The following is a 25,814-nucleotide window of genomic DNA, read 5'->3' as shown; positions in this document are numbered from 1 at the left end:
TGGTCCGCTCCGGCCAGGAGCGGGCCACCGGCCAGGAGCGGGCCACCGGGCAGGCGGGCCGTGTCCCTCAGTCCTCCGCCGGAACCCGCCGCCTCGGCATCCACACCAGCAGCACCACCACGCCCGCCAGCAGGATGCACCCGCTCGTCCGGAACGCCATCGCGTAGCCGTCGGTGAGCGCCTGCGGCGACGAGGAGCCGTGCATCTGCGCGGCCGCCACCGTGGACAGCACCGCGAGGCCGAGCGCGCCGCCCATCGTGCGGGAGGTGTTGACCAGGCCGGAGACGAGGCCCGCGTCGTCCGCCCTGGCGCCCGAGGTGGCCAGCGAGGCGAGCGGCGTGGTGGCCAGGCCCGCGCCGAGCATCATCACCATGCCGGGCAGCAGGATCGAGGTGACGTACGCGCCGTCCACCGTCATCGTCGACTGCCAGCCGAAGCCCGCGGCGGCCACGACGATGCCGAGCACGGAGACGTTCTTCGCGCCGATCACCGGCATCAGGCGCGGCGCGAGCATCGAGCCGATGACGACCGTGAGCGAGGACGGCATGAGGGCGACGCCCGCCTTCAGCGGCGAGTAGCCGAGGACGTTCTGCGTGTAGAGCGTCATGAACATCCACATGGCGAACATGCCCGCGCCGCACACGAACATCGCGGCGTTCGCGGCCGACACCGTCCGCACCTTGAACAGCTTCAGCGGCATCAGGGGCATCTTCGTGCGCGCCTCCACCACCAGGAACGCCGCGAGCAGCGCGAGCCCCGCCGCGAGCGGCACCAGCGTGGCCGCCGCCGTCCAGCCCTTCTCCTCGGTCTGCACGATGCCGTACGCGAGGGTGGCGAGACCGGCCGTCACGAGGACCGCGCCCGGCACGTCCAGGCGGCGGGTCCGGTCGGCCCTACTCTCGGTGAGCCAGGCCAGGCCCGCGACGATCACCAGGGCGCCGACCGGCACGTTGATCAGCAGCACCCAGCGCCAGGAGAGCAGGTCGGTCAGGACCCCGCCGACCAGACCGCCCGCCGCGCCGCCGCCCGCGCCGACCGCCGACCAGACGCCGATCGCCCGCGCCCGCGCCGCGCCCTCGGGCACCGCCGACGTCAGGATCGTCAGGGTCGACGGCGCGAGGACCGCGGCGCCCAGGCCCTGCACGGCCCGCGCCACGAGGAGCTGCCACTCCGCCTGTGCGAGGCCGCCGCCCAGCGAGGCGGCGGTGAACAGGCCGAGTCCGACGAGGAACATCCGCTTGCGTCCGAAGAGGTCGCCGGCCCGCCCGCCGAGCAGCATGAACCCGGCGAAGGCTATGGAGTACGCGTTGACGACCCATTGCAGGCCGACCGCGCTCATGCCGAGGTCGGACCGCATCGACGGCAGCGCGGTGTTCACCACGGACACGTCCAGGACGACGAGGAACTGGCCCGCACACGCGGTGAGCAGCACCGCCCACACCGGGACGGATCTCTTCCGCGGAGCCCGCGCGGCCCCGGAGGGGGGCGGGCCGCCCGGAGACGAGGAAGACGGGGACGACGGCGACGACGGCGACGACGGGGACGAGTAAGTGGTGGAGGGCGTCTGGACCATGACAGCCATCCTCTCAAGCGAGACTCCAGCGACGCATCGGAAATTCGCTGGACAGGACCTCGGCCGTCGGGACTAGGACCACCTCCCCCGTCCCACCAGGCCCTAAGGCCGCCGCAGCATCGTCACCACCGCCGCCCCGCCGAGCCCGATGTTGTGCGCGAGGCCGACCCGGGCCCCCTCGACCTGCCGGGCCGCCGCCTCGTCGCGCAGCTGCCAGGTCACCTCGGCGACCTGCGCGATGCCGGTCGCGCCCAGCGGGTGGCCCTTGGAGATGAGGCCGCCGGAGGGGTTGACCACCCACCGCCCGCCGTACGTCGTCGCGCCGCTCTCGACGAGCTTTCCCGACGCGCCCGGCGCGCACATGCCGAGCGCCTCGTACGTCAGGAGTTCGTTGATCGAGAAGCAGTCGTGCAGCTCGACGACGTCGACGTCCTCGATGCCGAGCCCCGACGTCTCGTACACCTGGCGGGCCGCCTCCCGTGACATCGGCAGGCCCACGGCGTCGATGCACGATCCGGAGGCGAAGGACTCGGCGGTGTCGGTGGTCATGGCCTGGGCGGCGATCTCCACCGCCCGCCCGGCGAGGCCGTGCTGCTCCACGAACCGCTCGGAGACCACGACGGCCGCCGCGGCGCCGTCCGACGTCGGGGAGCACTGGAGCTTGGTGAGCGGGCGATGGATCGTTTTGGCGGCGAGGATCTCGTCGACGGTGTACGCGCCCTGGAACTGGGCGTACGGGTTGTTCGTGGAGTGCCGGTGGTTCTTGGCGCCGACCGCGGCGAGCTGGGCCTCGGTGGTGCCGTGCCGTTCCATGTGCTCGCGGGCCGCGTTGCCGAAGATCTGCGCGGTGGGCGGGGTCATCTCGAAGCCGTGGCGCTCCGCCATGATCCCGTAGTGCCGGGCGACCGGTGAGGTCTTGAAGTCCCCTTCTCCCCCGCCGCCGAGCGATCCACGCGCCATCTTCTCGAAGCCGAGCGCGAGGACGCAGTCGTTCAGGCTGCCCTCGACGAACTGCCGCGCCATCATCAACGCGGTCGATCCGGTCGCGCAGTTGTTGTTGACGTTGTAGACGGGGACGCCGGTCAGGCCCAGTTCGTACGCGGCCCGCTGCCCGGCCGTCGAGGCCTGGAAGCAGTAGCCGACGGGCACCTGCTCGACCTGTTCGTAGCCGATCCCGGCGTCGGCGAGGGCCTTGTCGCCCGCCTCCTTCGCCATGTCCCAGTACTGCCAGTCCCGCGTCTCGGGCTTCTCGAACCTGGTCATCCCGACGCCGACGACGTACGCCTTCATCATGTCCCTTTCGCTGGCCGGTGGTTCAGTCACGGGGCAGGCCGAGGATCCGCTCGGCGACGACGTTGAGCTGGACCTGGGTGGTGCCGCCCGCGATGGTCAGGCACCGCGACATCAGGAAGCCGTGCAGAGCGCGCTCGCCCGGACCCTCGCGCACCGCGCCCGCCGGGCCGAGGAGTTCCAGGGTCAGTTCGGCGACCTTCTGCTGGTGCGGGGTCTGGACGAGTTTGCGTACGGAGGCTCCCGGGCCCGGCTCCGCGCCCGCCACCTGCCGCATCGTGGTCCGCAGCCCGATGCAGGCGAGCGCGTGCGCCTCGGCGGCGAGCGCACCGACGCGGGCTCGGCCGGCGCCGTCGAGCTCGCCCGCGCGGGCGATGAGCGCTTCGAGTCCGGTGTCGAAGGCCACCTGGTCGGCCATGTGGACGCGTTCGTTGCCCAGGGTGTGGCGGGCGACGCGCCAGCCGTCGTCGACCTGCCCGACGGCCGCGTCCGCGGGGAGCAGGACGTCGTCGAAGTACACCTCGTTGAAGAGGGCCTCGCCGGTGATCTCCTTGAGCGGGCGGATGTCGATGCCGGGGGTGTTCTTCATGTCGACGAGGAAGTACGTCAGCCCCTGGTGTTTGGGCGCGGACGGGTTCGTACGGGCGAGGAGGATGCCGTGGTCCGCCCATTGCGCCGCGCTCGTCCACACCTTCTGGCCGTTCACGCGCCAGCCGCCGTCGACGCGCTCGGCCCGGGTGCGCAGCGCGGCGAGGTCGGAGCCCGCGCCGGGCTCGCTGAAGAGCTGGCACCAGAGCAACTCGCCGCGCAGGGTGGGTGCGAGGAAACGGGCGCGTTGCTCGTCGGTGCCGTACGCGATGAGGGAGGGGACGACCCAGGTGGCGATGCCGAGGTCGGCGAGCCGGACGCCTGCCTCCTTCAACTCCTCCTGGATGACCAGTTGTTGTACGGGTCCCGCGCCCAGGCCGTGGGGTTCGGGCAGGTGCGGGGCGGCATAGCCGGTGGGGGCGAGCGCCTTGCGGGCGGCGGCCGGGTCGAGGCCGACGGCCGGGGCGATCGCCGCGCGGGCCCGGGTGCGGTGCTCCTCCGCCTCTTCCGGCAGTTCCAGGCGCAGTTCGCGCCGGGCGCCGCCCTCGGCGAGCCGCACGGCGCGCAGCCGGTGCCCGTCGCCCGCGCCGATCAGCTGCCGTGCGACGACCGCGCGGCGCAGATACAGATGGGCGTCGTGCTCCCAGGTGAAGCCGATGCCGCCGAGGATCTGCACGCAGTCCTTGGCGCAGGAGTACGCGGCGTCCAGGGTGGTGGCCGCGGCGAGCGCGGTGGTCAACCCCCGTACGTCGGCGGGCAGTTGGGGGTCGTCCGCCGCGCGGGCCGCGTCCCAGGCGAGGGCGCGGGCCTGCTCGACGCGGACCAGCATGTCGGCGCAGAGGTGCTTGACGCCCTGGAACTGCCCGATGGGCCGCCCGAACTGCTCGCGCACCTTGGCGTGTTCGGCCGCCGTGTGCAGCGCCCAGGCGGCGGTGCCGCAGGCGTCGGCGGCCAGCACGGCGGCGGCCAGGTCGCGGACGGTCGCCGAGTCCACGGCGAGCACCCGGTCCGCGGGGACGTGCGCGGCCCGTGCGCTCACTTCGGCGGTGGGCCGGGTCGGGTCGGCGCTCTCGTGCGTCCGTACGGTCAGCGCGTCGGCGTCGACGGCCAGCCAGAGCGGGCCCGTGGCGGACGCGGCGGTGAGGACCAACAGGTCGGCCTCGCCTCCGGAGAGGACGGGCGGCGCGGTGCCGTCCAGGACGTAGCCGTCGGGCCCGGAGACGGCGGTGAGCGTGCCCGCGTCCAGGGCGACGGCGCCGATCCGGGTGCCGCCGGCGAGCGCCGCGACCGCCTCCGTGGCGCCCGCGCGGTGCAGGACCAGCGAGGCGAGGGAGCTGGCCGCGAGGGGTCCGGGGAGTGCGGCGCGCGCGGCCTCCTCCAGGACGACGGCGAGGTCGAGGAGGTCCCCGCCCCCGCCGCCGTACTCCTCGGGGAGGTGAACCCCGAGGAGCCCCTGCCCGGCGAGCCCGCCCCAATGGCCGGGCCGACCGCGACCGCCAGATGGACCGCCCCCACCGCCCCCGCTCGCCCCAGGCGGAGGTTCCGGTACGCCGTCGAGCAGCCGACGCACCTCCTCGGGCGGTACGGCGCGCGCGATCCAGCCCCGTACGGCGGACGCCAACTCCCTTTGTTCCCGCGTGATTCCGATCCCCATGCGCATCCTCGCCGGTAGCCGCTGCCGGGACGGCGCAAGAGTAGAACACGTTCCAATCTGACGGAAGGTCAGACGAAGGATCGGCTGGACGGCCCAGTTGGATCCCGCGTGGGGCCGCGGTTCTCCGCATGCGGGGTGTCAGGACGTTTTCACGAACTCCCCTGCCTCACATGCGTGTTTGGCTAGCCTGAGCCGATGCAACGCATCGGGCTCTACTACCCGTACTTCCACTTCCGGGACGAGGAGTGGATGAAGGCTGCCGCGTTGTACTGGCCGCGCATGGCCCGTGTCGTCCCGGCCGGGTTCACACCGCGCGACTCCGGGGTCGCCCTTGCACTCAAGGACGAGCTCGACTTCGTCGTGGACGTGGACCCGGCCGCGGCGGCACGTGCGGTGGCCCCCGTCTTCTGTCAGGTGATTCATGAGCACCGTTTCGCCCTCGAGCGTCTTTACGGGGGCGATCTCACGCATCGGGGGGCCGCGCAGCCGAGCGGCCTGCCCATGATGTGGGAAGACGCGTACGACAACTTCATCCGCCCCTGCGTGCGCAACATCAACCTCTACGGCCCCAGCTTCCAGCACCGCCTCGGGCCCGAACTTGTCGCCCTGCACGAGAACGAAGTCACTCCGGATCTCATCCGCACGCTTGTCCACGGCGGTGGCAGCCTCGGTGAAGTGGGTGTCACCACGCGTGGCGGAGGCCGCCAGTCGGAGCTGCGTCAGGGAGTGGCCGATCGGTGGGTCTTGGTGGACCCCCGCGTGGCCAGGGCCTACAAGTGCCTTCTCACGGATGAGGTGGCGCGCCGTACAGGCTATGTGCCGGCCACAGACCAGCTCACCGCGCATGCAGCCAGCGGTAGTTGGGATGCGGAGAGGCTGGCGGCCCTTCTCCTGGGCGATGGCCATACTCCTAGCGACGGTCAGCCGTCTGCCGCCCCCGATGGACAGATGGTGGGCACGGTCGCTCACCTGGCCGTCAAGTGCGTCCTACCAGGGGGCCTCGGCACTATTCCGATCGAGAGGATCATCCAGCTGCGCAACCGCCACGCAGCAGAGTTCGACGCGTTCACAGAGGCGGTCGCCGCGACTGCGGCAGAGCTGCGCGAAACCCTTGGCGCCATCGAGGACCAGGCCGCCCTCCAGGAGTACTTGCGTCTGGCCTCCCGCCGGCGCTTCGAGACTCCGCTCGCGGAACTCCAAGGAGCCATGAAGGGCCTCAAGATGGCCGGCGGGTACAGCGTCATCGGTTACAAGGTCGAGCTGGGCACCGCGGCCGCTGCGTCTCTGGGCGGCCTCGCTGCGGGATCCTCTCTCGTCACGGCTGGCGCGCTGGCCTTCGGCGTGGCGTCCGTCCGCCGCGCAAACGCGCAGACCCGCGACGCTCACCTGCGAAATTCCGCCGCCGCGTTTCTCCTGCGCCTTCATTACGGCCTGGCCCCGAAATCGCTCGTACGTCGCGTCTTGCGTGGCGCAGCGCGGGCCACCGGCACGGGGATCTGAGACCACGCCCCCTGCTCGCCTGCACTGACACGGCAGAACGGCTTCTGCCCCGGTGATGAAACGGTTAACAGAAGGTCAAGACTTCCCCTCGTACGACATCCGTCGGAATAGTCGCCCCGGGAAACGGGTTCGAGCTACACGTACCCGCCCCACGCGCTCCTGCCGAGCCCTCTTCCTGCCCGGAGGCCCCAAGCAATGTCGATGTCGACGACCCACCCACGCGGCATACGCGGAGTCGTCCCCGTACTCGCCTTCTCAGGCATCGTCGTCGCGGTGATGCAGACCCTGCTCGTGCCGGTCATCAAGGACCTGCCGGAGCTGCTGAGCACCTCGCCGTCGAACGCCACCTGGGTCATGACGTCGACCCTGCTCGCGGGCGCCGTCTCCACGCCGATCATGGGCCGCCTCGGCGACCTCTACGGCAAGCGGAAGATGCTGCTCACCAGCCTGGCCGTGATGGTCGTCGGGTCGCTGGTCTGCGGTTTCACCGACGATCTCGTCGTGATGATCGTCGGCCGCGCCCTGCAGGGCTTCGCGATGGGCGCCATCCCGCTCGGCATCGGCCTGATGCGCGACGAGCTGCCCCGCGAGAAGCTCGGCTCGGCGATGGCCCTGATGAGCTCCTCCATCGGCGTCGGCGGCGGCCTCGCCCTGCCGGTGGCCGCGCTGACCGCGCAGAACGCCGACTGGCACGCGCTGTTCTTCGGCGCCGCCGGACTCGGCGTCCTCTCCATCCTGCTGACCCTCGTCTTCGTGCCGGAGAGCCCGGTGCGCGCCGAGGGCACCTTCGACGTGCTCGGCGCAATCGGGCTCTCCGCCGGTCTCGTCCTGTTCCTGCTGCCCATCACCAAGGGCAGCGACTGGGGCTGGTCCGCGCCGATCACGCTCGGCCTCTTCGGCGCCGCGGCCGTCGTCCTCGTCCTGTGGGGCGTGATGGAGCTGCGCCTGAAGGCCCCGCTGGTGGACCTGCGCACCACGGCCCGCCGCTCGGTGCTCTTCACCAACCTCGCCTCGATCATGGTCGGCGTCGCCTTCTACGCCGTCTCGCTGGTCCTGCCCCAGCTGCTCCAGCTGCCCACCGCGACCGGGTACGGCCTCGGCCAGTCCATGGTCGTCGCGGGCCTGTGCGTGATGCCGCTCGGCCTGACGATGATGTTCACGGCGCCCGTCTACGCCCGCCTGTCGGCGAAGTACGGCCCGAAGGTGACCCTCATCCTCGGCATGCTGATCATCACGATCGGCTACGGCGCCGGGCTCGGCCTGATGAGCGCCGCCTGGCAGACGATCATCATCGCGGTGCTGCTCGGCGCGGGCATCGGCCTCGCCTACTCCTCGCTGCCCGCCCTCATCATCGGCTCGGTCGACCCGTCCGAGACGGGCGCGGCCAACGGCCTCAACACCCTGATGCGCTCGATCGGCACGTCGGTGTCGAGCGCCGTGATCGGCATGGTCCTCGCCAACACCGCGGACCACGTCGGCGGCATCGCCGTCCCCACCATGCACGGCTTCCGCGTCTCGTTCCTGATCGCCGCGGGCGCGGTCGTCGTCGGCCTGCTCTTCGCCCTCATGCTGCCCTCCGCGCGCCGCCCGGCCACCACGCAGCTGCGCGCCAGCAGCGAGGAGGACGCCAACCTGGAGCGCGCGGTGCGGGCGCTCGCCGGCTTCCACGGCCTGGTGCGGGACGCGGACGGGACGCCCGTCCCGCGCGCGAAGGTCACGCTGATCGACCGCAGGGGGCGCCAGGCGGGCACCGCCCTCACCGACGAGGGCGGCCGGTACGCGCTCGACGTGCCCGGCGACGGCTCGTACGTCCTGGCGGTCCGCGCCACCGGCCACGGCCCGCTGGCCTCGGCGGCGGCCCACCCCGGCCAGAACCACCCGGTCGAGCTGGACCTGTCCCTGCCGGCCGGGACCGACGTCTCGGCCGCCGGGACCGACGTCCCGGCCTGAGCCGGTCGCGCGACCGCAGGGTGACCCGCCGCCCCCGACCCGGCCGACCGGGCGGGGGCGGCGTGCGGCAGCATGGGCGGCCCGCGAGCACGCCGCACCCGCGGCCGCTGCCGCGCTCACGCCCGCCCGCACCCGCGCTCACCCGCACCCGCGCTCACCCGCACCCGTGTCCGCCCGCACCCACCCGCACCGCCCGGAGGAACCCATGGCCGCCGCCGACCCGACGCCCACGCCGAAGCCGGCGGTCCTCACCGCGTTCCGGGAGGCCAAGGGCTTCATGCCGGACGACGAGGGGCTCGCCCTCTACGCGGCGGCGACCGAGGCCGGGGCGCTCGGCCTGCCCCTGCTCGAAGTCGGCACGTACTGCGGGCGCTCCACGATCCTGCTGGCCGACGCGGCCCGGCAGGCCGGGGTCGCCGCGATCACCGTGGACCACCACCGCGGCAGCGAGGAGCAGCAGCCCGGCTGGGAGTACCACGACCCGGAGACGGTGGACCCCGAGGTCGGACGGATGGACACGCTGCCCACCTTCCGCCGCACACTGCACAAGGCGGGCCTGGAGGACCACGTCATCGCGATCGTCGGCCGCTCGCCGCAGGTGGCGAAGGCGTGGGGCGGCCCGCTCGGCCTGGTCTTCGTCGACGGCGGCCACACCGACGAGCACGCCACGGCCGACTACGAGGGCTGGGCGCCGCACATCGCCGAGGGCGGGCTGCTCGTCATCCACGACGTGTTCCCCGACCCCGTCGACATCATGACCGGGCAGGCGCCGTACCGGGTGTACTTGAGGGCCCTGGGGTCCGGCGCGTTCACCGAGGTCTCGGTGGCGGGGTCGCTGCGGGTGCTGCGCCGGACGGGGCCGGGGATCTGACGGAGCCGGAGATCCGCCTGGGCCGGGGATCTGACGGTTCGTCCCCCTCCCCGGACCGGACGGGTCCCCCATCTGACCTCAACGGGCGCGGGCGGCGGGCCGCGCGGATAGGCTCGCTCCCGTGTCGTACGTAGGTCCGGAATTCGATCCCTCCCAGCCGCCCAAGCGCCGCATCGGCCGTCCGCTGACGGTGGCCGTCGCCGCGCTGGTGCCGACCTGCCTCGCGGGCTGGCTCGTCTACCAGGCCACCAGTGGGCCGGACGGGAGCGACCCGGCGAGATCGCTGCCGGCCTCGTCCTCCGCGTCCACCGGCGAGCGCACCCCGTCCGGGTCCGCCGCCGCCTCCCCGTCGGGCTCCGAGAAGCCCGACAAGGGGAAGGAAAAGGACAAGGACGGCAAGGGCGCGGACGGCGCCGACAACGATTCGACTACGAAGTCGCCGGGGCGCGGACCCGCCGCCGACGGCCCGCTCAAGGGCAAGGTCGTCGTGGTCGACCCCGGCCACAACCCCGGCAACGTCCGCCACACCACCGAGATCAACCGCCCGGTGGACATCGGGACGAACCGTAAGGAGTGCGACACCACGGGCACGTCCACCAACGGGGGTTACGCCGAGGCGAACTTCACCCTCGACGTCTCCCGGCGGCTGCGCACCCTCCTCGAAAAGCAGGGCGCCACGGTCAAGTTCACCCACGACGGCGACCGCCCCTGGGGCCCGTGCGTCGACGAGCGCGCCCGGATCGGCAACCAGGCGAAGGCCGACGCGGTGATCTCCATCCACGCGGACGGCTCCGCGGCGGGCAACCGCGGATTCCACGTGATCCTGCCCGCGAAGGTGAAGTCCGGCGCCGCCGACACCTCCGCGATCGTCGCCCCCTCCAAGGAGTTGGGCGAGCGCATCGCCGGAAAGTTCGTGAGCGCGACGGGCAGTGCCCCTTCCAACTACGTGGGCGGCGGCACCGGTCTCGACACCCGCAAGGACCTCGGCGGCCTCAATCTCTCCACCGTTCCGAAGGTGTTCATCGAGTGCGGGAACATGCGGGACACGAAGGACGCGGCCCTGCTGACCAGCGGCGCGTGGCGGCAGAAGGCGGCGCAGGGGATCAATGAGGGAATCGCGGGATTTCTTCGCAAGTAGGGCGTGAACGCGATCGGGGGCGGACGGTGAACGTCTTCGTATCGAAGCGTGCACGTCTTTATCCCGAGCAGACACCCCGAGGCTCCGGACGATATTGTCCTCCCTACGATGAGGGGCCACCCCCGCGCTTCGCGCACCGCGACACGAACGCGACTACGGCGACAGCGACGCCTCCACTGACGAGACGACCGACGAAGGACCTGAAGTGAATTTCCGCTCCCTCACTCGAGGCGACGGCGTGGTGATCGGAGCAGCGGTGTTGCTCTTCATCGCCTCGTTCCTCGACACCCTTGACATCGACGGCGCCCCCAGCGACAAGATTCCGAACGCCTGGGAAAACGGCAACCTGCTGCTCAGCGTGTACCTGCTCGGCATCATCGGTGCCGTGCTGATCGTCGTGGGCCGGGCCCTGCCGCAGCAGCGCAAGGTCGCGGGCCTGGACCTCGGCCAGCTCGGGGTGGCCTTCACCGTCGCCGCCGCGTGGAGCTCGCTCGGTGCGATCTTCGACACCGACCAGTCCTACAACTTCATCTTCGACAGCTCCCTCGGGCGCGGAGAGACCCCCGACGCCGGTGTCGGCCTCATCCTCGGCCTGATCGGCGCGCTCGTGCTCGCCGGCGCCGCGGTCGCGACCCTGCTCGTCCCGGCCCTGAAGGCCCCCCTCATGGGCGGCCCCAAGCCGATGGCCCCGCAGCCCTACGGCGGCCAGCCGCAGGGTGGCTACGGCTACCCGGGCGCCGGCGCGGGTCAGCCGCAGCCGGGCGCGCCCTACGGCGGCCAGCCGGGTCAGCCGCAGGGCCAGTCCTTCGGCGGGCAGCAGCCGCAGCCGCAGGCCGGTCAGACCCCGCCGCCCGCGCAGGCGCAGCCGGCCGGTGACTTCTCGCCGTTCTGGTTCGCCGTGCCGGTGCCGCGTCCGCTGTACGCGGAGGACGGCTCGCCGACGCCGATCGCCGAACTGGCGCCCGGCACCTGGTACTTGGCCGTCGAGCAGCGCGGCCCCGGCCTGGTGGCCCAGACGCAGGACGGCCGTCGCGGCGTGCTGCAGGACACCACGGGGATCCAGCGCGGCTGACCCCACGCATCGCGGTACCGCGGCCCCTCGCCCTTCCGGGCGGGGGGCCGTTGTCGTACAGTCCCTCCCCTACGGACCCATCTGACGATCCGTCAGTTCACCAGGGAGGCAGGCCTATGCGGCTCGGGCTCGCACTCGGCTACTGGGGGCGCGGCCCCGACCCCGGGCACGTCGCCCTCGCCCAGGAGGCCGAGCGGCTCGGCTACGACTCCGTGTGGACCGCCGAGGCCTGGGGCTCGGACGCCTTCACTCCGCTGACCTGGATCGCCGCGCGGACCTCGCGGATCAGGCTCGGTACCGCCGTCGTACAGATGGCGGCGCGCTCTCCCGTCACCACCGCCATGCATGCCCTCACCCTCGACCACCTCTCCGGCGGGCGGATGATGCTCGGCCTCGGGCTCTCCGGGCCGCAGGTGGTGGAGGGCTGGTACGGACGGCCGTTCCCGAGGTCGCCGCTGACCGCGACGCGGGAGTACGTGGAGGTGATCCGGCAGGTGCTGCGCCGCGAGGGGCCGGTGGAGCTGGCGGGACGGTTCCACGCCCACCCGTACGCCGGCGAGGACGGCACCGGGCTCGGTAAGCCCCTCAAGCCGATCACCCACCCCCTCCGCGCCGACCTGCCGATCCTGCTCGGCGCCGAGGGGCCCAAGAATATCGCGCAGACCACACGGATCGCGGACGGCTGGCTGCCGCTGTACTGGTCGCCGTTGCGCACAGACGTCTACGAGGCGTCGCTGACCGGTCTGCGGGAGGGGTTCACCATCGCCCCCATGGCACGGGCGAAGATCTGCGACGACGTCGCGGAGGGCCTGTTGCCGGTCAAGGCCATGCTCGGCTTCTACATCGGCGGCATGGGGCACTCCGCGCGCAACTTCCACGCCGACCTGATGGCGCGCATGGGGTACGAGGCGGAGGCCCGGCGCGTCCAGGAGCTCTTTCTCGCGGGGCGCAGGGAGGAGGCGGTGCTCGCCGTGCCGGACGCCTTCGCCGACGAGATCTCCCTGGTGGGCCCGCGCGCCCGGGTCGCCGAGCGGCTCGAAGCGTGGCGCGAGGGCCCGGTGACGGATCTGCTGGTCCTCGCCCCGGACCCGCACACCCTGCGGGTCCTGGCCGAGCTCAACTCCTGACGGCCGCCGTGGGCCGCTTCCGATGGGTGGCGGGGAGGGCGGCGGTGAGGCCGTCGACGAGCGCCGTGTCGTCGCTGTCCGCGCTCGCCCAGGCGATGTGGCCGTCGGGCGGACGAGGGCGGCGCGTATGCCGGACCAGCCCTTCGGGAGGCCGTGGACGCCGGTACGTATCCGGCGCTGCACCGGGTCGCGGCGCACCTGCGGTACGGCGCCTTCGAGAGCCGCTTCGCCTTCGGGCTGGAGGCGATCCTCGCCCGCCTGCCCGAGTAGCGCCGGCGAACGTCCCCTGCCGCCCTCCCCGGGCGGCAGGGCGGCGTCCTCAGCCCTTGCTGAGCTCCCCCGCCGACGGCACCTTGTCCTTGACCTCCGCGCCCGCGCTGCTGCCCGCGCCCTTGACGTCCTTGATGATGTCGTCGAAGGAGTTCACGACCGAGTCCGTCCCCTCGCCCTTGCGGAGCTTGGACGGGAGGTCCTTGAGGGCGTCGATGCCCGAGGTGAGCGGGGCCACCGCCTTGGAGAGGGTCGGGTCGCCCTGCGCGTTCTTCGTCGCGGCCTTCAGCCGGTTGTACGTGAACGCCCCCGCGAGGCCCGCCTTGACGAGCGCGAACTTGCGGCCGTGGGCGCCCTTCTTGAACTTGCCGGCGCGGAACGGCTTCACGATCCACTGGTACGTCGCGCCCGCGGCGAGGCCCGCGTTGGCGACGAACCGGGTCTTGGCGAACTTCTGCTTCTCGTGCTGCTCGGTACTGCTGCTGCTGGCGGACGGCGCCGACGCGGACGCGGTCTTCTTCTCATCGCTGCTGCCGCAGGCCGTGGCGCCGGCCAGCAGGGTGCAGCAGAGCGTGAGGGAGACGCCGGCACGGCGCACGGATACGGGGCTGAGCACGGGAACGGCCTCCATACGAGAGCGGGCGGACCGCCGGACGAGACGGTCCTTCCCGCAGCCTCACCCGGCCCTCGCACCCCCGCCAGCGGAGCGGGCCCGTACGGGTTTCAAGGGGGAACTCCCCGGTATACGGTCCTTATGTCTCCCACACGGCACTCCCACGGCAGCACCGCGGGACGGGTCATAGCGCTCGTCGCCGACATCATGGCCGCGATACTCGGCCTGTGGATCCTGATGTACCTCCTGGACGCGAACCGCGCCAACGACCTCGTCCAGGTCGTCCACGACGTGGCCCGCTGGCTGGCCGGCTGGTCCCACGACCTGTTCACCTTCGACGAGGACTGGGCCCGGGTCGTCGCCGGCTACGGCCTGGCCGCCGTCGTCTACCTCCTGATCGGCCACGCCCTGGCAGGCCGCCTGCGCCGCTACTGAACGGCGGCGTCACCCCCTAAGGGGCGCGGGGAACTGCGCGCCCAGCCACGTCCGGGCCCGCGGACTCCCCACCGCCCCGGGGCGAGGCCCGCGGCAGGCGGTCGCGCGAAAGCCCGTGCAGCCGAGCCGAAGTCGGCCCTTTAAGGGGCGCGGGGAACTGCGCGACCAGCCACGTCCGGGCCCGCAGACTCCCCACCGCCCCGCGCAGCGTCAGCCGCAGCAGTCCGGGTCCAAGCCCCGCGGCAGGCGGTCGCCGGCGAAGATGGCGCAGGTTGCCTCGTCGCCGCCGAGGGCCGCCACCGCGAGGAGCAGGGAGCCCGCCGTCCACGTGGTGAGCTCCTCGGGCCAGATCGCCCTGTCGTCGAACACGTAACCCGTCCAGTACAGGCCGGACTTCGGATCGCGCAGGTGCTGGATGGACTGCAGGATCTCCAGGGCGCGGTCGGACTCGCCGAGGATCCACAGGGCCAGGGCGAGTTCGGCGCTCTCACCGCCGGTGACCCACGGATTGGGCACCACGCACCGCACGCCGAGCTCAGGCACCACGAAGCGGTCCCAGCCCTCCTCGATGCGGGCCTTGGCCTCCGCGCCGGTCAGCGCGCCACCGAGGACCGGGTAGTACCAGTCCATCGAGTAGCGGTCCTTGTCGAGGAAGCGCTCGGGGTGGCGGCGGATCGCGTGGGCCAGCGCCCCGGCCGCCAACTCCCAGTCGGGCTGCGGCTCGTCGCGCTGCTCGGCGACGGCGAGCGCGCAGCGCAGCGCCTGGTGGATGGAGGAGGAGCCGGTCAGGAGCGCGTCGGTCACCGGCGTGCCGTCCGCCTCCCGCTTCCAGCCGATCTGCCCGCCGGGCTGCTGCAGCGCGAGGACGAACTCGACGGCGGCGACCACGGCGGGCCACATGCGGTCGAGGAACGCCTCGTCGCCGGTGGAGAGGTAGTGGTGCCAGACGCCGACGGCGAGGTACGCGCAGAAGTTGGTCTCGCGGCCGCGGTCGGTGACGTCGTCGGGGTCGCCGTCGGCGTACGCCGCGTACCAGGAGCCGTCCGGGTTCTGGTGGCGCACGAGCCAGTCGTAGGCGCGCTCGGCGGCGGCGTGCTCGCCGGCCGCGTCCAGCGCCATGGCCGCCTCGGTGTGGTCCCACGGGTCCAGGTGGTGGCCGCGGAACCACGGGATGGCGCCGTCCTCGCGCTGCACGGCGAGGATGCCGCGCACCGTCGCCATGGCCTGATCGGCCGTCAGGACGCCGGGCAGGACGAGGTGTTCGGTCCGCTCGGGGCTCGTCACTTGGCGTCCGCCGCCGTGTCCGCCGCCGCGTCCGCGCCCGCGCCGGCCGAGGCCTTCGGGAGGTGCGGCTTGGTGGCGTAGGCGACGAAGCTCTTGCCGACGACCGGGTTGAGCAGCTGCTCGGCCACCCGCGTCGCGAGGGGCTTCTTCATGATGTCCCAGACCAGCAGCTTGTGGTACGCGCGGACCGGCAGGGCCTTGTCGTTGTCGACGCCGAACGCGCACTTGAGCCACCAGTACGGCGAGTGCAGCGCGTGCGCGTGGTGGGTGCCGTACGGCTTGAGCCCGGCCTCCCTCATCCGCCCGAGCAGCTCGTCCGCCTTGTAGATGCGGATGTGGCCGCCCTCGACCTCGTGGTAGGCGTCGGAGAGGGCCCAGCAGACCTTCTCGGGGCCGTAGCGCGGGACGGTCACGGCGATGCGGCCACCGGGCTTGAGGACGCGCACCATCTCCGCGAGGACGCCCTTGTCGTCGGGGATGTGCTCCATGACCTCGGAGATGATCACGACGTCGAACGAGGCGTCGGGGAAGGGCAGGTTGAGCGCGTCGCCCTCCATCGCGGTGGCGGTCGCGCCCGCCGGCGCCTCGCCCGCCTCCTTCATCGCGGCGAACCACTTGGCGACCTCGCGGATCTCCTCGCCGTTCTGGTCGAGGGCCACCACCTGGGCGCCGCGCCGGTAGCACTCGAAGGCGTGCCGGCCCGCGCCGCAGCCCAGGTCGAGCACGCGATCGCCGGCGGCGAGCGGGAAGCGGGTGAAGTCGACGGTCAGCACGTGGCCCTGCTTTCGTGGTGAGGTCCTGCAACTTCGGGGGCGGCCGTGGCCGCGGCCGACGGGAGGGCGAGGCCGCGCTCGGCCGCGCGGGCGGCGCCCCCTCCGGCGGAGCGGTCGATCGCCGCGCGGTAGAGCTCCGCGGTGCCCTGGGCGGCGCGGGCCCAGGTGAACCGTTCGAGCACCCGGGCGCGCCCGGCCGCGCCGAGCCTGGCCCGCAGCGCGGCGTCGCCGAGGAGCCGGTTCAGGCCGTGCGCGAGCGCCCCCGCGTCGCCGGGCGGCACCGCGAGGCAGGTCTCGCCGTCCGGGCCCGCGACCTCCGGGATCGCCCCGCCGGTGGTGGCGAGGAGCGGCGTGCCGGTGGCCATCGCCTCGGCGGCGGGCAGCGAGAACCCCTCGTACAGCGAAGGGACGCAGGCGACCTGCGCGGAGCGGACGAGGTCGACGAGTTCGGCGTCGGTGATGCCCTTGACGAACTCGACGGCGCCCGCGAGGCCGTGCCGCTCGATGGCCTGCGCGACCGGCCCGTCCTCGGCGCGCTTGCCGACGACGACGAGGTGGGCGGCGGGGTTCTCGGTGCGCGTCTTGGCGAGCGCCTCGATGAGGTGGACCAGGCCCTTGAGCGGGACGTCGGCGCTGGACGTCGTCACGATCCGGCCCGGCACCTCGGGGACCGACGGGTCGGGCGAGAAGAGGTCGGTGTCGGCGCCGATGTGGACGACGCTGATGCGGTCGTCGCGGACGCCGAGGTGGTCGACGATCTCCTGGCGCGAGCTGCCGGAGACGGTGAGGACGGACGGCAGGCGCCGGGCCACGCGCTTCTGCATGCGGGTGAAGGCGTACCAGCGGCGTACGGAGAGGCGGCGCCTGAGGTTCGGCGCGGCGTCCAGCTCAAGCTGCCGGTCGACGGTGATGGGGTGGTGGATCGTGGTGACCAGGGGCGCGCCGAGGTCGCCGAGCAGGCCGTAGCCGAGGGTCTGGTTGTCGTGCACGACGTCGAACTCGCCGCGCCGGGCGCGCAGATGGCGCCGGGCGCGCAGGCTGAAGGTGACGGGTTCGGGGAAGCCGCCGGTCCACATCGTCGCCACTTCGAGGGCGTCGACCCAGTCGCGGTACTCGTCCCGCTTGGGGGTGCGGAAGGGGTCGGGCGAGCGGTAGAGGTCCAGGCTCGGCAGCTCGGTGAGGCGGAGCCCGTCGAGGCCGGGGCCCTCGTCGAGGACGGGGTAGGGCTGGGCGCCGATCACCTCGACGCTGTGGCCGAGCCGGGCGAGCTCGCGCGAGAGATGGCGTACGTAGACGCCCTGTCCCCCGCAGAACGGGTTCCCCTTGTACGTGAGGAGGGCGATGCGCAGCGGACGCTCGCCGCCCCGGCCAGAGCCCTTTCGGGGGCCTGCCTCCATGGCCTCAGCGGTCACTCTCGGCCCCCTTCTTCCTGCGGTTCTCCGCGAGGTTACGCCGGGACGGTAATCTAGAACAAGTTTCAGACTTGATCGCTGAATGATCGCTGAACGAGCTTTGAATCTACCGGCAGGTAGGCGAGGTGTACGGCCCGGATCAGGTGATTCGCGCCACGACAGGCTCCCTGCCATGCTGTGCGATCTCGGGAGGCGTTTTCCAAAAGGGGCCACGACATGACAGCGGAAGCCAAGGCGGCGAACCCGGCGGCACCGGCCCTGACCGAGCGCCAGGAGGCGCGCCGCCGCCGCATTCTGCACGCCAGCGCCCAACTGGCCAGCAGGGGCGGCTTCGACGCCGTGCAGATGCGGGAGGTCGCCGAGGCCGCCGGCGTCGCCCTCGGCACCCTGTACCGCTACTTCCCCTCCAAGGTGCACCTCCTGGTCGCCACCATGCAGGACCAGCTGCAGCACATGCACACGACCATCAGGAAGCGGCCGCCGGCCGGCGAGACGCCCGCCGAGCGGGTCGCCGAGACGCTGATGCGGGCCTTTCGCGCGCTGCAGCGCGAGCCGCACCTGGCCGACGCGATGGTGCGGGCCCTGACCTTCGCGGACCGTTCGGTGAGCCCGGAGGTCGACACGGTCTCGCGGCTGACGACGGCGATCATCCTGGACGCGATGGGCCTGACCGAGACGCCGACCACGCAGCAGCTCTCCGCGGTGCGGGTCATCGAGCACACCTGGCACTCCGCCCTGATCACCTGGCTCTCCGGGCGTGCCTCGATCGCCCAGGTGAAGATCGACATCGAGACGGTGTGCCGGCTCATCGACCTCACGGTGGATCCGCGGACGTAATCGCCTCGCCCTCCCGTCCGGGGCACGGGGGGCGCACAGTCGTATGGCAAATGCGCCCCCAAACCCCCCCTTGGCCAGTTCTCAGCGTCACGACGGGGGTACTCACCGCTATGAATGTTCTGCGTGCTTGAACGGAGCAACCGGAGCGGGGAGCTGGAGGGGCAAGAGCGTGATCCGGGTCCTTCTCGTGCACGACGCCTGTCTAATGCGAATGGCTCTGGCGGAACAACTCGCCCGTGAGCCGGATCTGGAGGTGTTCCACGCGCCGTGGTCACAGGCGCGCGGCCGGCAGCGCAGCGTACGGCCGGACTTATGTGTGGTCGACCTCGACGACGAGGCGACCTACGCGGGGGCCCCGCTGGGCGAGCTGACGGGGCCCTCGGCACTGGGGAGGGGATGCCGGGTGCTGGTGCTCACCACCGCGAACCGACCGGGGCAGTTGCGGCGGGCGGCGGAGGCGGACGCACTCGGCTATGTGAACAAGGCGAGCCCGCCGGAACGGCTGCTCGCGGGGATACGACAGGTGGCGGCGGGTCGTCGGTACGTCGACGAGTCGCTGGGGTTCGGCTTTCTCAAGGCGGCGCAGATGCCGCTCACCCGACGGGAGTTGACCGTGCTGTCACTCGCCGCCGGGGGTGCGTCGGTCGCCGAGATCGCCAACAGCCTCCATCTGTCCAACGGAACGGTGCGCAACTACATGGCCGCGATCACCCGGAAGACCGGGGCGCGGAACAGGATCGACGCGATACGGATCTCGCAGGGCGAGGGGTGGGTGTGAGGCGGCGCCCTCCTCCCCCCACTCGCCCGCGCCGTTGAGGTCCCGATAGAGAGGCGAACGCTCCAACAGCTCGTCGTGCCGCCCGCACAGGGCGTGCGCTCCGTCCATCACCAGGACGCGGTCGGCACGGCGGGCCGAACTGATGCGGTGGGCCACCACCACCAGAGTGCCGCCCGGGCGGGCCGCGAAGGCCCGCTCGGCGCGCTCCTCGGCGACCGGGTCGAGATGACAGGTCGCCTCGTCGAGCAGGGCCAGCGGCGCGGGCGACAGCCAAGCGCGGGTCAGCGCGATCAACTGCCGCTCACCGGCCGAGAGTTCACCGGGTACGAGCGGGGCGTCCAGGCCACCGAGCCGCGCCACGAGCGGGGCCAGGCCGACCGCTTCGACGGCGGCGAGCAGCTTGTCATCCTGGGGCGGATCCGTCCGCAGATCCCGCAGATAGCGCAGGTTGTCGCGGAGCGTCCCGGTGAAGACGTACGCCTCCTGGGGGATGAGGACGCGCCGCTCCGCCGCCTTCGCGCCCCGCACGGGCAGCCCGGCGACGCGCACGTCACCGGCGTCCGGCACGAGCAGCCCTGCGATGATTCCGGCCAACGTCGACTTTCCGATGCCGCTCGGCCCGACGACGGCGAGGTGCTCGCCGCGGGCGAGGGTGAGCCCCAGATCCCGCAGGACGGGCTCGGCGTGCGGGCCGTAGGCGAAGGTGAGGCCGGAGAGGTGGAGGGCGGGGGCGGTGGCGTCCGCGTCGCCGCCGCTCCTCCCGGGGGCGGGAACGGGAGAGGGCTTCGAGGTGGACTCGGGGGCGGGCTCGGGGGCGGGCTCCGGGGCCGGGTCCCACGTCAGGCGGCGCAGGACGATGGCCAGGCGGGAGCCGCTCGCGCCCAGGCCGTGGACCAGGTTGTGCAGGGCCGGGAGCAGGGCCTGGGTGACGTACGCGAGGGCACCGACCAGGGCGCCCGGCGAGACGCCCCGGTCCAGGAGCCAGGGGCCCGCGGCGAGCAGCAGCACGAGCGGGAGCTGGCCGCCGACGGCGAGGGCCGCCGTGCGCAGGACGCCCCAGCGGGCGAGGGCGCCCGCGGTCGCGTACTCGCGCTCGACGCCCCGGCCCAGGTCGTCGGCCACGTCGTCCTCCGCGCCGGCCGCCGCGACGTCCCGCAACCCCGGGCAGACGAGGCCCAGTTGACCCGCGAGGCGCTCGTCCGCGACCAGGAACTCCTCCTGCCGCCGGGCCAGCGGGCGCAGCGTCGCCACGAACAGGCCGATGCCGGCGAGAAGCGGCGGCCCCACCACCAGGAGGAGGCGCGGGTCCAGCGAGAACAGTCCGACGAGCGCGCCCGCCACCGTGAAGACGAAGGACCGGGAGACCATCACCAGGCCCGCGAAGGTGTCCCTGGCGATCTCCACCTGCTGGGTCAGCCGGGAGACGGCGGCGCCGTCCGCCTCGCGCAGCCCCCGCCCGACGACCTGTCGTACCAGGGTGTCCCGCAACGGCTCCACCAGGTCGGCGACGGCGCGGTAGACCTGACCGGTGCCGTACGCGGCGACGATCACGCCGAGCGCGGCCGCGCCCAGCCAGCCGAGGCCGACCGCCTCACGCCCGTCGAGGAACCCGTCGTCCAGGGCGCGGGCGAGGGCGTACCCGGTGAGGAAGGTCTGTCCCGTCTCCAGGACGGACCAGATCGCGAGCCGCACCACGACCGGCCAGCGGCGCCGGAGGAACCGCACGCCCCGGCGGTACGGGCCGCGCGGCGCCCTGCTCGCTCCGGACGGCGCCCGCTTGCCGGACGGTGATGGCGACCGCTTTCCGGACGGTGACGGCGCCTGCTTGCCGGAGGGCGAGGACTTCACGCGCCGAACACCTCCCGGTACTCGGGCAGTCGCCAGAGTTCCGCGTGGGTGCCCACCGCCCGGATCCGGCCCTCGTGCAGCCAGGCCACCGCGTCCGCGCGGGCCGCGGTCGCCGCCCGGTGGGCGATGACGAGGCGGCTGCGGTGCGGGGTGTGGGCGAGCAGCGCCTCGGCGATGTGGTGTTCGGTCACCGTGTCGAGGCTCGACATCGCGTCGTCGAGGATGAGGAGCCGCCCGCCGCGCGCGAACGCCCGTGCCAGGCCGAGGCGTTGGGCCTCGCCGCCGGAGAGCGGGGCGTCGGCGCAGGGGGTGGCGTAGCCGTCGGGGAGGCGGGTGACGAAGGTGTCGGCGCGGGCGGCGCGGGCGGCCTCGCGGACCCGGGCGGGGGTCGGACGCGGGGCGCCGAAGCCGATCGTGCCCTCCAGGGTTCCGCCGAGCAGCGCGGGCCGTTCGAAGGCGTAGCCGACCTCGCGGCGCAGCTCCGCGCGGCCGAGCGAGGCGAGCGGGACGCCGTCGAGGCGTACGTCGCCCTCGTCGGGGTCGGCGAGCCGTCCGGCGAGGGCGGCGAGCAGTGACTTGCCGGCGCCGGAGCGGCCCACGACGGCGACGGTGGTGCCCGCGGGAACGGTCAGGTCGACGCCGTCGAGCACGGTGCGCCCGCCCCGGCTGACCCTGACCCCGCGCAACTCCAACAGGCCGCCTTCGGAGGGCAGTTGTTCCGTCCCGTATCGAGTCGCGGGTTCCGCGAGGACCTCCGCCAGGCGGCCCGCGGCGGCCCGCGCCCTGACCAGGCCGCTCAGCTGGCCGACGAGCATGCCGACGCCGGTGGCGAGCACCGCGTACCGGGACGCGGCGAGCAGGTCGCCGACGCTGATGCGGTGGTGGAGCACCAGGTGTCCCGCGACCGCGGCGACCGCGATCTGCAGGAGCGGTGCGACGGCGACGGCCTGGGCCTGGGAGCGGCCCTGGACCCGCCACATCCGGTGGCCCTGGTGGCTGAGGTCGGGCAGCGGCCGCAGCACGCGCGCCGCCTCCTTGTCCTCGGTGCGGGCGGCCGCGATGGTCCGCGCGCCGCCGATCGCCTCGCCGAGGCGGCCCGCGATGTCCCCCTGGACGCGCTGGTAGCGGGCGACGCAGTCGGAGGAGACGCGGACGAAGGTGCGGAGCAGCAGGAAGAGGACGGGCGCCCCGAGGACGAAGACGACGGCGAGCCAGCCGTCGATGAGGGCGAGCGCGACCACCGCGCCGACGGGCGTGACCAGCGCGGCCAGCAGGGCGGCGATGGTGGCGGGCGCGATGCCCGCGTGGGCCGCGTTGTCGATGAGGCGGGCCACGAGGTCGCCGGGGGCGAAGCGTGCGGTGGTGCGCGGTCCGACGGCGAGCACGTGGCGTACGACGCGGCCGCGCAGCCAGGCGGTGGTGCGGGCGTTGGTGGTGCCGGTGAGGACGCCGTCGACGGCGTCCAGCAGGGCGCTCGCGGTGATCAGCGCCGCGCACACCAGGATCCAGCGGGTGGCGTCGGTGTCCCGTCCGGTCAGGTGGCCGGTGAGGAGGGCGTCGAGGGCGTGGCCGATGGCGAACGGCAGGAACAGGGCCGCGCCCGAGCCCGCGACGGCGCACAGCGCGAGGGCCGTGCAGCGGGCGGCGCTGTACCGGGTCGCCGTGCCCAGCAGGCGGGTGTCGACGGTGGGTCGGCGCGGGCGGGTGGTCGTCGTCGCCATGCGGTGCGGGTCTCCGTCGCCTCGTCGGGTGCGTGGGCCGCACGGGCCCGCGCGTGGTGCCGTGGACAGCGGTGGGCCCGGGCGGGCCCCTTGCAGGGTCCCGCCCGGGCTTTCATGCCGTTCCGCTCAGAAGCGGTAGGACATCAGAGACAGAGGGCGACGCTCGCCGTGCTCCAGCACAGCAGCAGGCTCGCCTGGCTGCCGCCGCCACCGCCGCCGCCCGTCATCTCGTCGGATTCCATGCTCTGCAGGTCGAGAAGTGCCATGAGATTCCCTCTCTGTAAGGGGAGTTGAGGCCCCCCGTGGTGTGGTGTCACGACCCCGCGATGTCACGGGACCGGGTCTGGGGCCGCCTCAGGGGCGGCAGGAAGGGGACGTGCGCGGTGCCGTCACCGAGCGCCCCGGCGAGGGCGAGGAGGCAGCCGGCCGTTCCGGTGTTCAGGTCCATCGAGAGGCGCAGCATCTGCTCGCCGGGGAAGGCGAGTTGGCCCGCGTACGACATCGCGAACCAGCCGAGCTCCTCGACCTGCGCGGCGACGTCGTCGGGGGTGATGCCCGGCGTGGTGCTGCGGCTGACGTGCAGCAGCAGTCCGGCGCGGCCCTGGAAGAGGCCGGGCTGTACGCAGAAGCGGGAGCGCGCGGCGGCCAGGATGCCGGGCCGTGCCGCTTCGAACGCGGCGTCGTCCCGGTGCGCCAGGTAGTCGTCGAGGACCATGCCGATGCCGACGCTGCCGGCGCCGAGGTAGGGCATGGTGCGCCAGCCCTCGTTCACCGAGAGGCTGCCGTCCTTCTCGTGGCTCACGCACTGGGCGAGGTCGGCGCGCAGGGCGCGGGCCGCCAGGTCGAGGAGGGCGGGATCGCCGCCCCGCTCGTACAGGCGCAGGAAGAGCAGGGCGGATCCGGTGGTTCCGCGCAGCAGTCCGGCCCGGCGCCGCCCGGCCTTGGGGGCGGGCTCCGCGTCCTGTTCGGTGAGCCGCGCGGCGAGCAGTTCCGCCGCCTGTTCCGCGTGCCGGGCCAGGGTCGTCTCGCCGGTGCTGTGCGCGAGCGAGTCGAGGGCGAGGCCGAGGCCCGCGAGGCCGCCGTACAGGTCGGAGGGCAGGCGCTGCCACTTCTCCCTGAGGACGAGGTCCATGAGGTCGAGGGCGCGGGTGCGGTGGCCGAGCCGGTCGAGGACGTGGGCGATGCCGGCGAGGCCGTCGTGCAGCCCGAGCGGGGTGCCGGTGGGGGCGGGCGCGGTGTGCTTCAGGAGCCAGCGCTCGCCCTCCTCGTACCGTTCGGCGCCGCTCTCGGCGAGGGCCAGCAGGACGCCGGCCGCGCCGTGCGCGAGGCCGAGCCCGCCGCCCTCGGCGAACTGGGCGATGTCGCCGGGGAAGAGCCGGTCGTCGCGGTCGGGGGTGGCCGACGCGAGGATCGCCTTGACCATCGAGTCGCGGCTGTAGGGCCAGTCGGCGGGGTCGACCAGCGGTGCGGCCGCCCCGGCCGGCCGACGGGTGGCGCCGGTCCCGCCCCCCTGCGGGATGCCCCCCTCCTGGGCCTCCGCGTCTCCCGCCGCGCGGACCGGCGCCGGTTCGTGCCCCGCCGTCCCGCGCTGTCCGCCGTGCTCGATCTCGGCGACCGCCTCGGTGAGGAACTCCGCCGGTACGTCGGGGAATTCGGCCGCGATCACCTCGGCGAAGTGCGCCGCCTTGCCGCGGTCGATGGAGAGCAGCGTGGTGACCGGCAGGAAGAGGGCGAGGCGCAGACAGGCCAAGGCGTAGCGGTCGACGTCCGTGCCGGTGCGGTCCGGCGGGGCGAGGAACCCGGGGTGCGCGACGACCTGCCGTCCCGCGTCGCCCACGGCGGTCGCGGCCTCGAAGTCGAGGAGTCGCACGCTCTGTTCGTCGGGCGCGACCATGATGTTGAAGAGGTGCAGGTCGTTGAAGACGACGCCCCGCTCGTGCACGGCGGCGACGGCCTCCTCGACGGCGCGGTGCATGCGCAGCGCCCAGGCCGTGTACTCGGATATCTCGGCCGGGTCCGGATCGCTGGTGCACAGCGGGTGCCGGTGGGCGAAGAAGGAGTTGAGGGTGGCGCCCTCAAGGAAGTCCATGACGAGGAAGCGGTGGCCGTCCAGGAGGAACCAGTCACGCACCTCGGGGGCCACGCCGAGTCCGGAGAGCTTCTCCAGGGCGTCCTTCTCGCGCTCCAGCCGGGCCACGGCGTCGGCGCCGTCGGCGGCGAGTCCCGCGTGCGGACGGCCTTCCTTGAGGACGACCTTGCTGCCGTCGCGGGTGTCGGTGCCGGCGTAGACGCCGCCGCCGTTGGAGAAGTGCAGGGCCTTCTCGATGCGGTACGGCAGGTCGGCGACGGTCGACGTGTTGCGGGCCTCGAGCGCCGGTTCGAGGAAGGCGGGCAGCGTCAGCCACTCGGGGACCTTGAAGGCCGGGTCGCGCGGGTCGGGGACGAGCTGTCCCTCGCCGTTCTCGATGGCGGGGACCAGGGTGCCCCGGCCGTTGTCGACCATGCGGCGGGTGAACGCGCCGTACCTGACGTAGAGCGGGCCCTGCCGCCAGCGCAGGTCGGTGAGGATGTACGGGCCCTCGAAGCCGTCGAGGAGCTCGCCCAACTCGGTGACGATCTCCTGCAGTTGCTTCTCGTCGGCCGGGTAGACGGTGACGGCCTTGCCGCTGTGGTCGCGCCCGGCGTACTTGCTGTTGCGCAGGTGCAGCAGGTGCTTGGCCGGCACGAACTTGAAGGGGATCGTGCGGGGCACGCAGTAGTCCCAGACGATCTCCGTGACGCGGTCCGCGTTCTCCAGGGTGGCGGAGACGTGGATCTTCCAGCCCTGCTGGGGGGCGGGGAGCGAGGCTCCGCTGTCGTCGACCGGGACGACGGAGAGCCAGTCACCCGTGCGGCCGGCACGCCAGCCGGCGGGGACGGGGCGGCGGGCCGCGGAGAATTCCGGGGCGCTCGCGGTGCCCGTGGACGAGAGTCGGTCCGGGGTCTCGTAGAAGTGTCTGTCGGCGAGACAGTAGACCTCGTACCGCTTGTCCATGGTGTCCCCTCTCTGCTCGGCGTGGCAGAGAGATTTCCAGGGCGCC

General features: G+C 73.0%; 19 protein-coding genes and 1 pseudogene. 9 read left to right on the top strand and 11 right to left on the bottom strand.

Going from position 1 to position 25,814, the window contains the following annotated elements; all coding sequences use genetic code 11:
* Positions 1-67: 67 nt before the first annotated feature.
* The 3 genes from ACZ6CV_RS01870 to ACZ6CV_RS01860 form a co-directional block, all read right to left on the bottom strand.
* A complete protein-coding gene (locus tag ACZ6CV_RS01870; RefSeq protein ID WP_469248831.1) occupies positions 68-1,573 on the bottom strand; it encodes an MFS transporter in 1,506 nt (501 codons plus the stop codon).
* 102 nt (positions 1,574-1,675) lie between these two features.
* A complete protein-coding gene (locus ACZ6CV_RS01865; RefSeq protein WP_469249593.1) occupies positions 1,676-2,863 on the bottom strand; it encodes a lipid-transfer protein in 1,188 nt (395 codons plus the stop codon).
* A gap of 25 nt (positions 2,864-2,888) precedes the next feature.
* Positions 2,889-5,105, bottom strand: coding sequence for an acyl-CoA dehydrogenase family protein (locus ACZ6CV_RS01860; RefSeq protein WP_469248829.1), 2,217 nt, complete (start codon positions 5,103-5,105; stop codon positions 2,889-2,891).
* Between the two features lie 195 nt (positions 5,106-5,300).
* Between ACZ6CV_RS01860 and ACZ6CV_RS01855 the strand changes: the two genes are divergently transcribed.
* From ACZ6CV_RS01855 to ACZ6CV_RS01830, 6 genes are all read left to right on the top strand, one after another.
* Positions 5,301-6,605: a DUF6236 family protein gene (locus ACZ6CV_RS01855; protein ID WP_469248827.1), complete on the top strand. Its 1,305-nt coding sequence runs from the start codon at positions 5,301-5,303 to the stop codon at positions 6,603-6,605.
* Positions 6,606-6,800: 195 nt separating this feature from the next.
* Positions 6,801-8,555 carry an MFS transporter gene (locus ACZ6CV_RS01850; RefSeq protein ID WP_469248825.1) on the top strand — a complete coding sequence of 585 codons (1,755 nt, stop codon included), beginning with the start codon at positions 6,801-6,803 and terminating at the stop codon, positions 8,553-8,555.
* A 205-nt stretch (positions 8,556-8,760) separates the two neighbouring features.
* Complete coding sequence (locus ACZ6CV_RS01845; RefSeq protein ID WP_469248823.1) at positions 8,761-9,426, top strand: class I SAM-dependent methyltransferase; 666 nt, start codon at positions 8,761-8,763, stop codon at positions 9,424-9,426.
* 121 nt (positions 9,427-9,547) lie between these two features.
* On the top strand, positions 9,548-10,564 hold the full coding sequence (locus ACZ6CV_RS01840) for an N-acetylmuramoyl-L-alanine amidase (protein ID WP_469248821.1): 1,017 nt from the start codon (positions 9,548-9,550) through the stop codon (positions 10,562-10,564).
* Positions 10,565-10,769: 205 nt separating this feature from the next.
* Entirely contained in the window at positions 10,770-11,636 is an 867-nt protein-coding gene (locus ACZ6CV_RS01835; protein ID WP_469248819.1) for a hypothetical protein, read from the top strand.
* Between the two features lie 116 nt (positions 11,637-11,752).
* Positions 11,753-12,763: an LLM class F420-dependent oxidoreductase gene (locus ACZ6CV_RS01830; protein WP_469248817.1), complete on the top strand. Its 1,011-nt coding sequence runs from the start codon at positions 11,753-11,755 to the stop codon at positions 12,761-12,763.
* Positions 12,764-13,082: 319 nt separating this feature from the next.
* On the opposite strand, the gene ACZ6CV_RS01825 is transcribed toward ACZ6CV_RS01830, so the two are convergent.
* Complete coding sequence (locus ACZ6CV_RS01825; protein ID WP_469248815.1) at positions 13,083-13,664, bottom strand: hypothetical protein; 582 nt, start codon at positions 13,662-13,664, stop codon at positions 13,083-13,085.
* Between the two features lie 123 nt (positions 13,665-13,787).
* On the opposite strand from ACZ6CV_RS01825, the gene ACZ6CV_RS01820 reads away from it, so the two are divergent.
* Complete coding sequence (locus ACZ6CV_RS01820) at positions 13,788-14,081, top strand: hypothetical protein (RefSeq protein WP_362367648.1); 294 nt, start codon at positions 13,788-13,790, stop codon at positions 14,079-14,081.
* 210 nt (positions 14,082-14,291) lie between these two features.
* Here the strand turns inward: ACZ6CV_RS01820 and ACZ6CV_RS01815 are convergent, their stop codons facing one another.
* Genes ACZ6CV_RS01815 through ACZ6CV_RS01805 form a run of 3 tightly spaced genes read right to left on the bottom strand, consistent with a single transcriptional unit; the run spans position 14,292 to position 17,550 of the window.
* Positions 14,292-15,365 carry a prenyltransferase/squalene oxidase repeat-containing protein gene (locus tag ACZ6CV_RS01815; RefSeq protein WP_469248813.1) on the bottom strand — a complete coding sequence of 358 codons (1,074 nt, stop codon included), beginning with the start codon at positions 15,363-15,365 and terminating at the stop codon, positions 14,292-14,294.
* Positions 15,362-16,138 (bottom strand): class I SAM-dependent methyltransferase, encoded by a 777-nt coding sequence (locus ACZ6CV_RS01810; protein WP_362367642.1) that lies wholly within the window; start codon positions 16,136-16,138, stop codon positions 15,362-15,364. The genes ACZ6CV_RS01815 and ACZ6CV_RS01810 overlap by 4 nt, the downstream gene beginning before the upstream one ends.
* The gene (locus ACZ6CV_RS01805; RefSeq protein ID WP_469248811.1) at positions 16,132-17,550 is read right to left on the bottom strand and encodes a glycosyltransferase family 4 protein; all 1,419 of its coding nucleotides are present in this window, start codon (positions 17,548-17,550) and stop codon (positions 16,132-16,134) included. Before ACZ6CV_RS01805 ends, ACZ6CV_RS01810 begins: the two co-directional genes overlap by 7 nt.
* 216 nt (positions 17,551-17,766) lie before the next feature.
* On the opposite strand from ACZ6CV_RS01805, the gene ACZ6CV_RS01800 reads away from it, so the two are divergent.
* Both ACZ6CV_RS01800 and ACZ6CV_RS01795 read left to right on the top strand, forming a co-directional pair.
* Positions 17,767-18,387 (top strand): TetR family transcriptional regulator, encoded by a 621-nt coding sequence (locus tag ACZ6CV_RS01800; protein ID WP_469248809.1) that lies wholly within the window; start codon positions 17,767-17,769, stop codon positions 18,385-18,387.
* A 43-nt stretch (positions 18,388-18,430) separates the two neighbouring features.
* Positions 18,431-19,081 (top strand): annotated as a pseudogene (locus tag ACZ6CV_RS01795) (LuxR C-terminal-related transcriptional regulator); the annotation flags it as partial.
* Here the strand turns inward: ACZ6CV_RS01795 and ACZ6CV_RS01790 are convergent.
* The 4 genes from ACZ6CV_RS01790 to lanKC form a co-directional block, all read right to left on the bottom strand.
* Positions 19,007-20,890 carry an ABC transporter ATP-binding protein gene (locus ACZ6CV_RS01790; protein ID WP_469249592.1) on the bottom strand — a complete coding sequence of 628 codons (1,884 nt, stop codon included), beginning with the start codon at positions 20,888-20,890 and terminating at the stop codon, positions 19,007-19,009. The pseudogene ACZ6CV_RS01795 and the gene ACZ6CV_RS01790 overlap by 75 nt on opposite strands.
* Before the next feature lie 119 nt (positions 20,891-21,009).
* A complete protein-coding gene (locus tag ACZ6CV_RS01785) occupies positions 21,010-22,734 on the bottom strand; it encodes an ABC transporter ATP-binding protein (protein ID WP_469248807.1) in 1,725 nt (574 codons plus the stop codon).
* 143 nt (positions 22,735-22,877) lie between these two features.
* A complete protein-coding gene (locus ACZ6CV_RS01780) occupies positions 22,878-23,000 on the bottom strand; it encodes a SapB/AmfS family lanthipeptide (protein WP_469248805.1) in 123 nt (40 codons plus the stop codon).
* A gap of 47 nt (positions 23,001-23,047) precedes the next feature.
* The gene (lanKC, locus tag ACZ6CV_RS01775; protein WP_469248803.1) at positions 23,048-25,768 is read right to left on the bottom strand and encodes a class III lanthionine synthetase LanKC; all 2,721 of its coding nucleotides are present in this window, start codon (positions 25,766-25,768) and stop codon (positions 23,048-23,050) included.
* Between the last annotated feature and the right edge of the window lie 46 nt (positions 25,769-25,814).

Source organism: Streptomyces sp. NPDC041713 (assembly GCF_055591085.1).
This window is presented reverse-complemented; position numbering and strand designations above follow the sequence as displayed.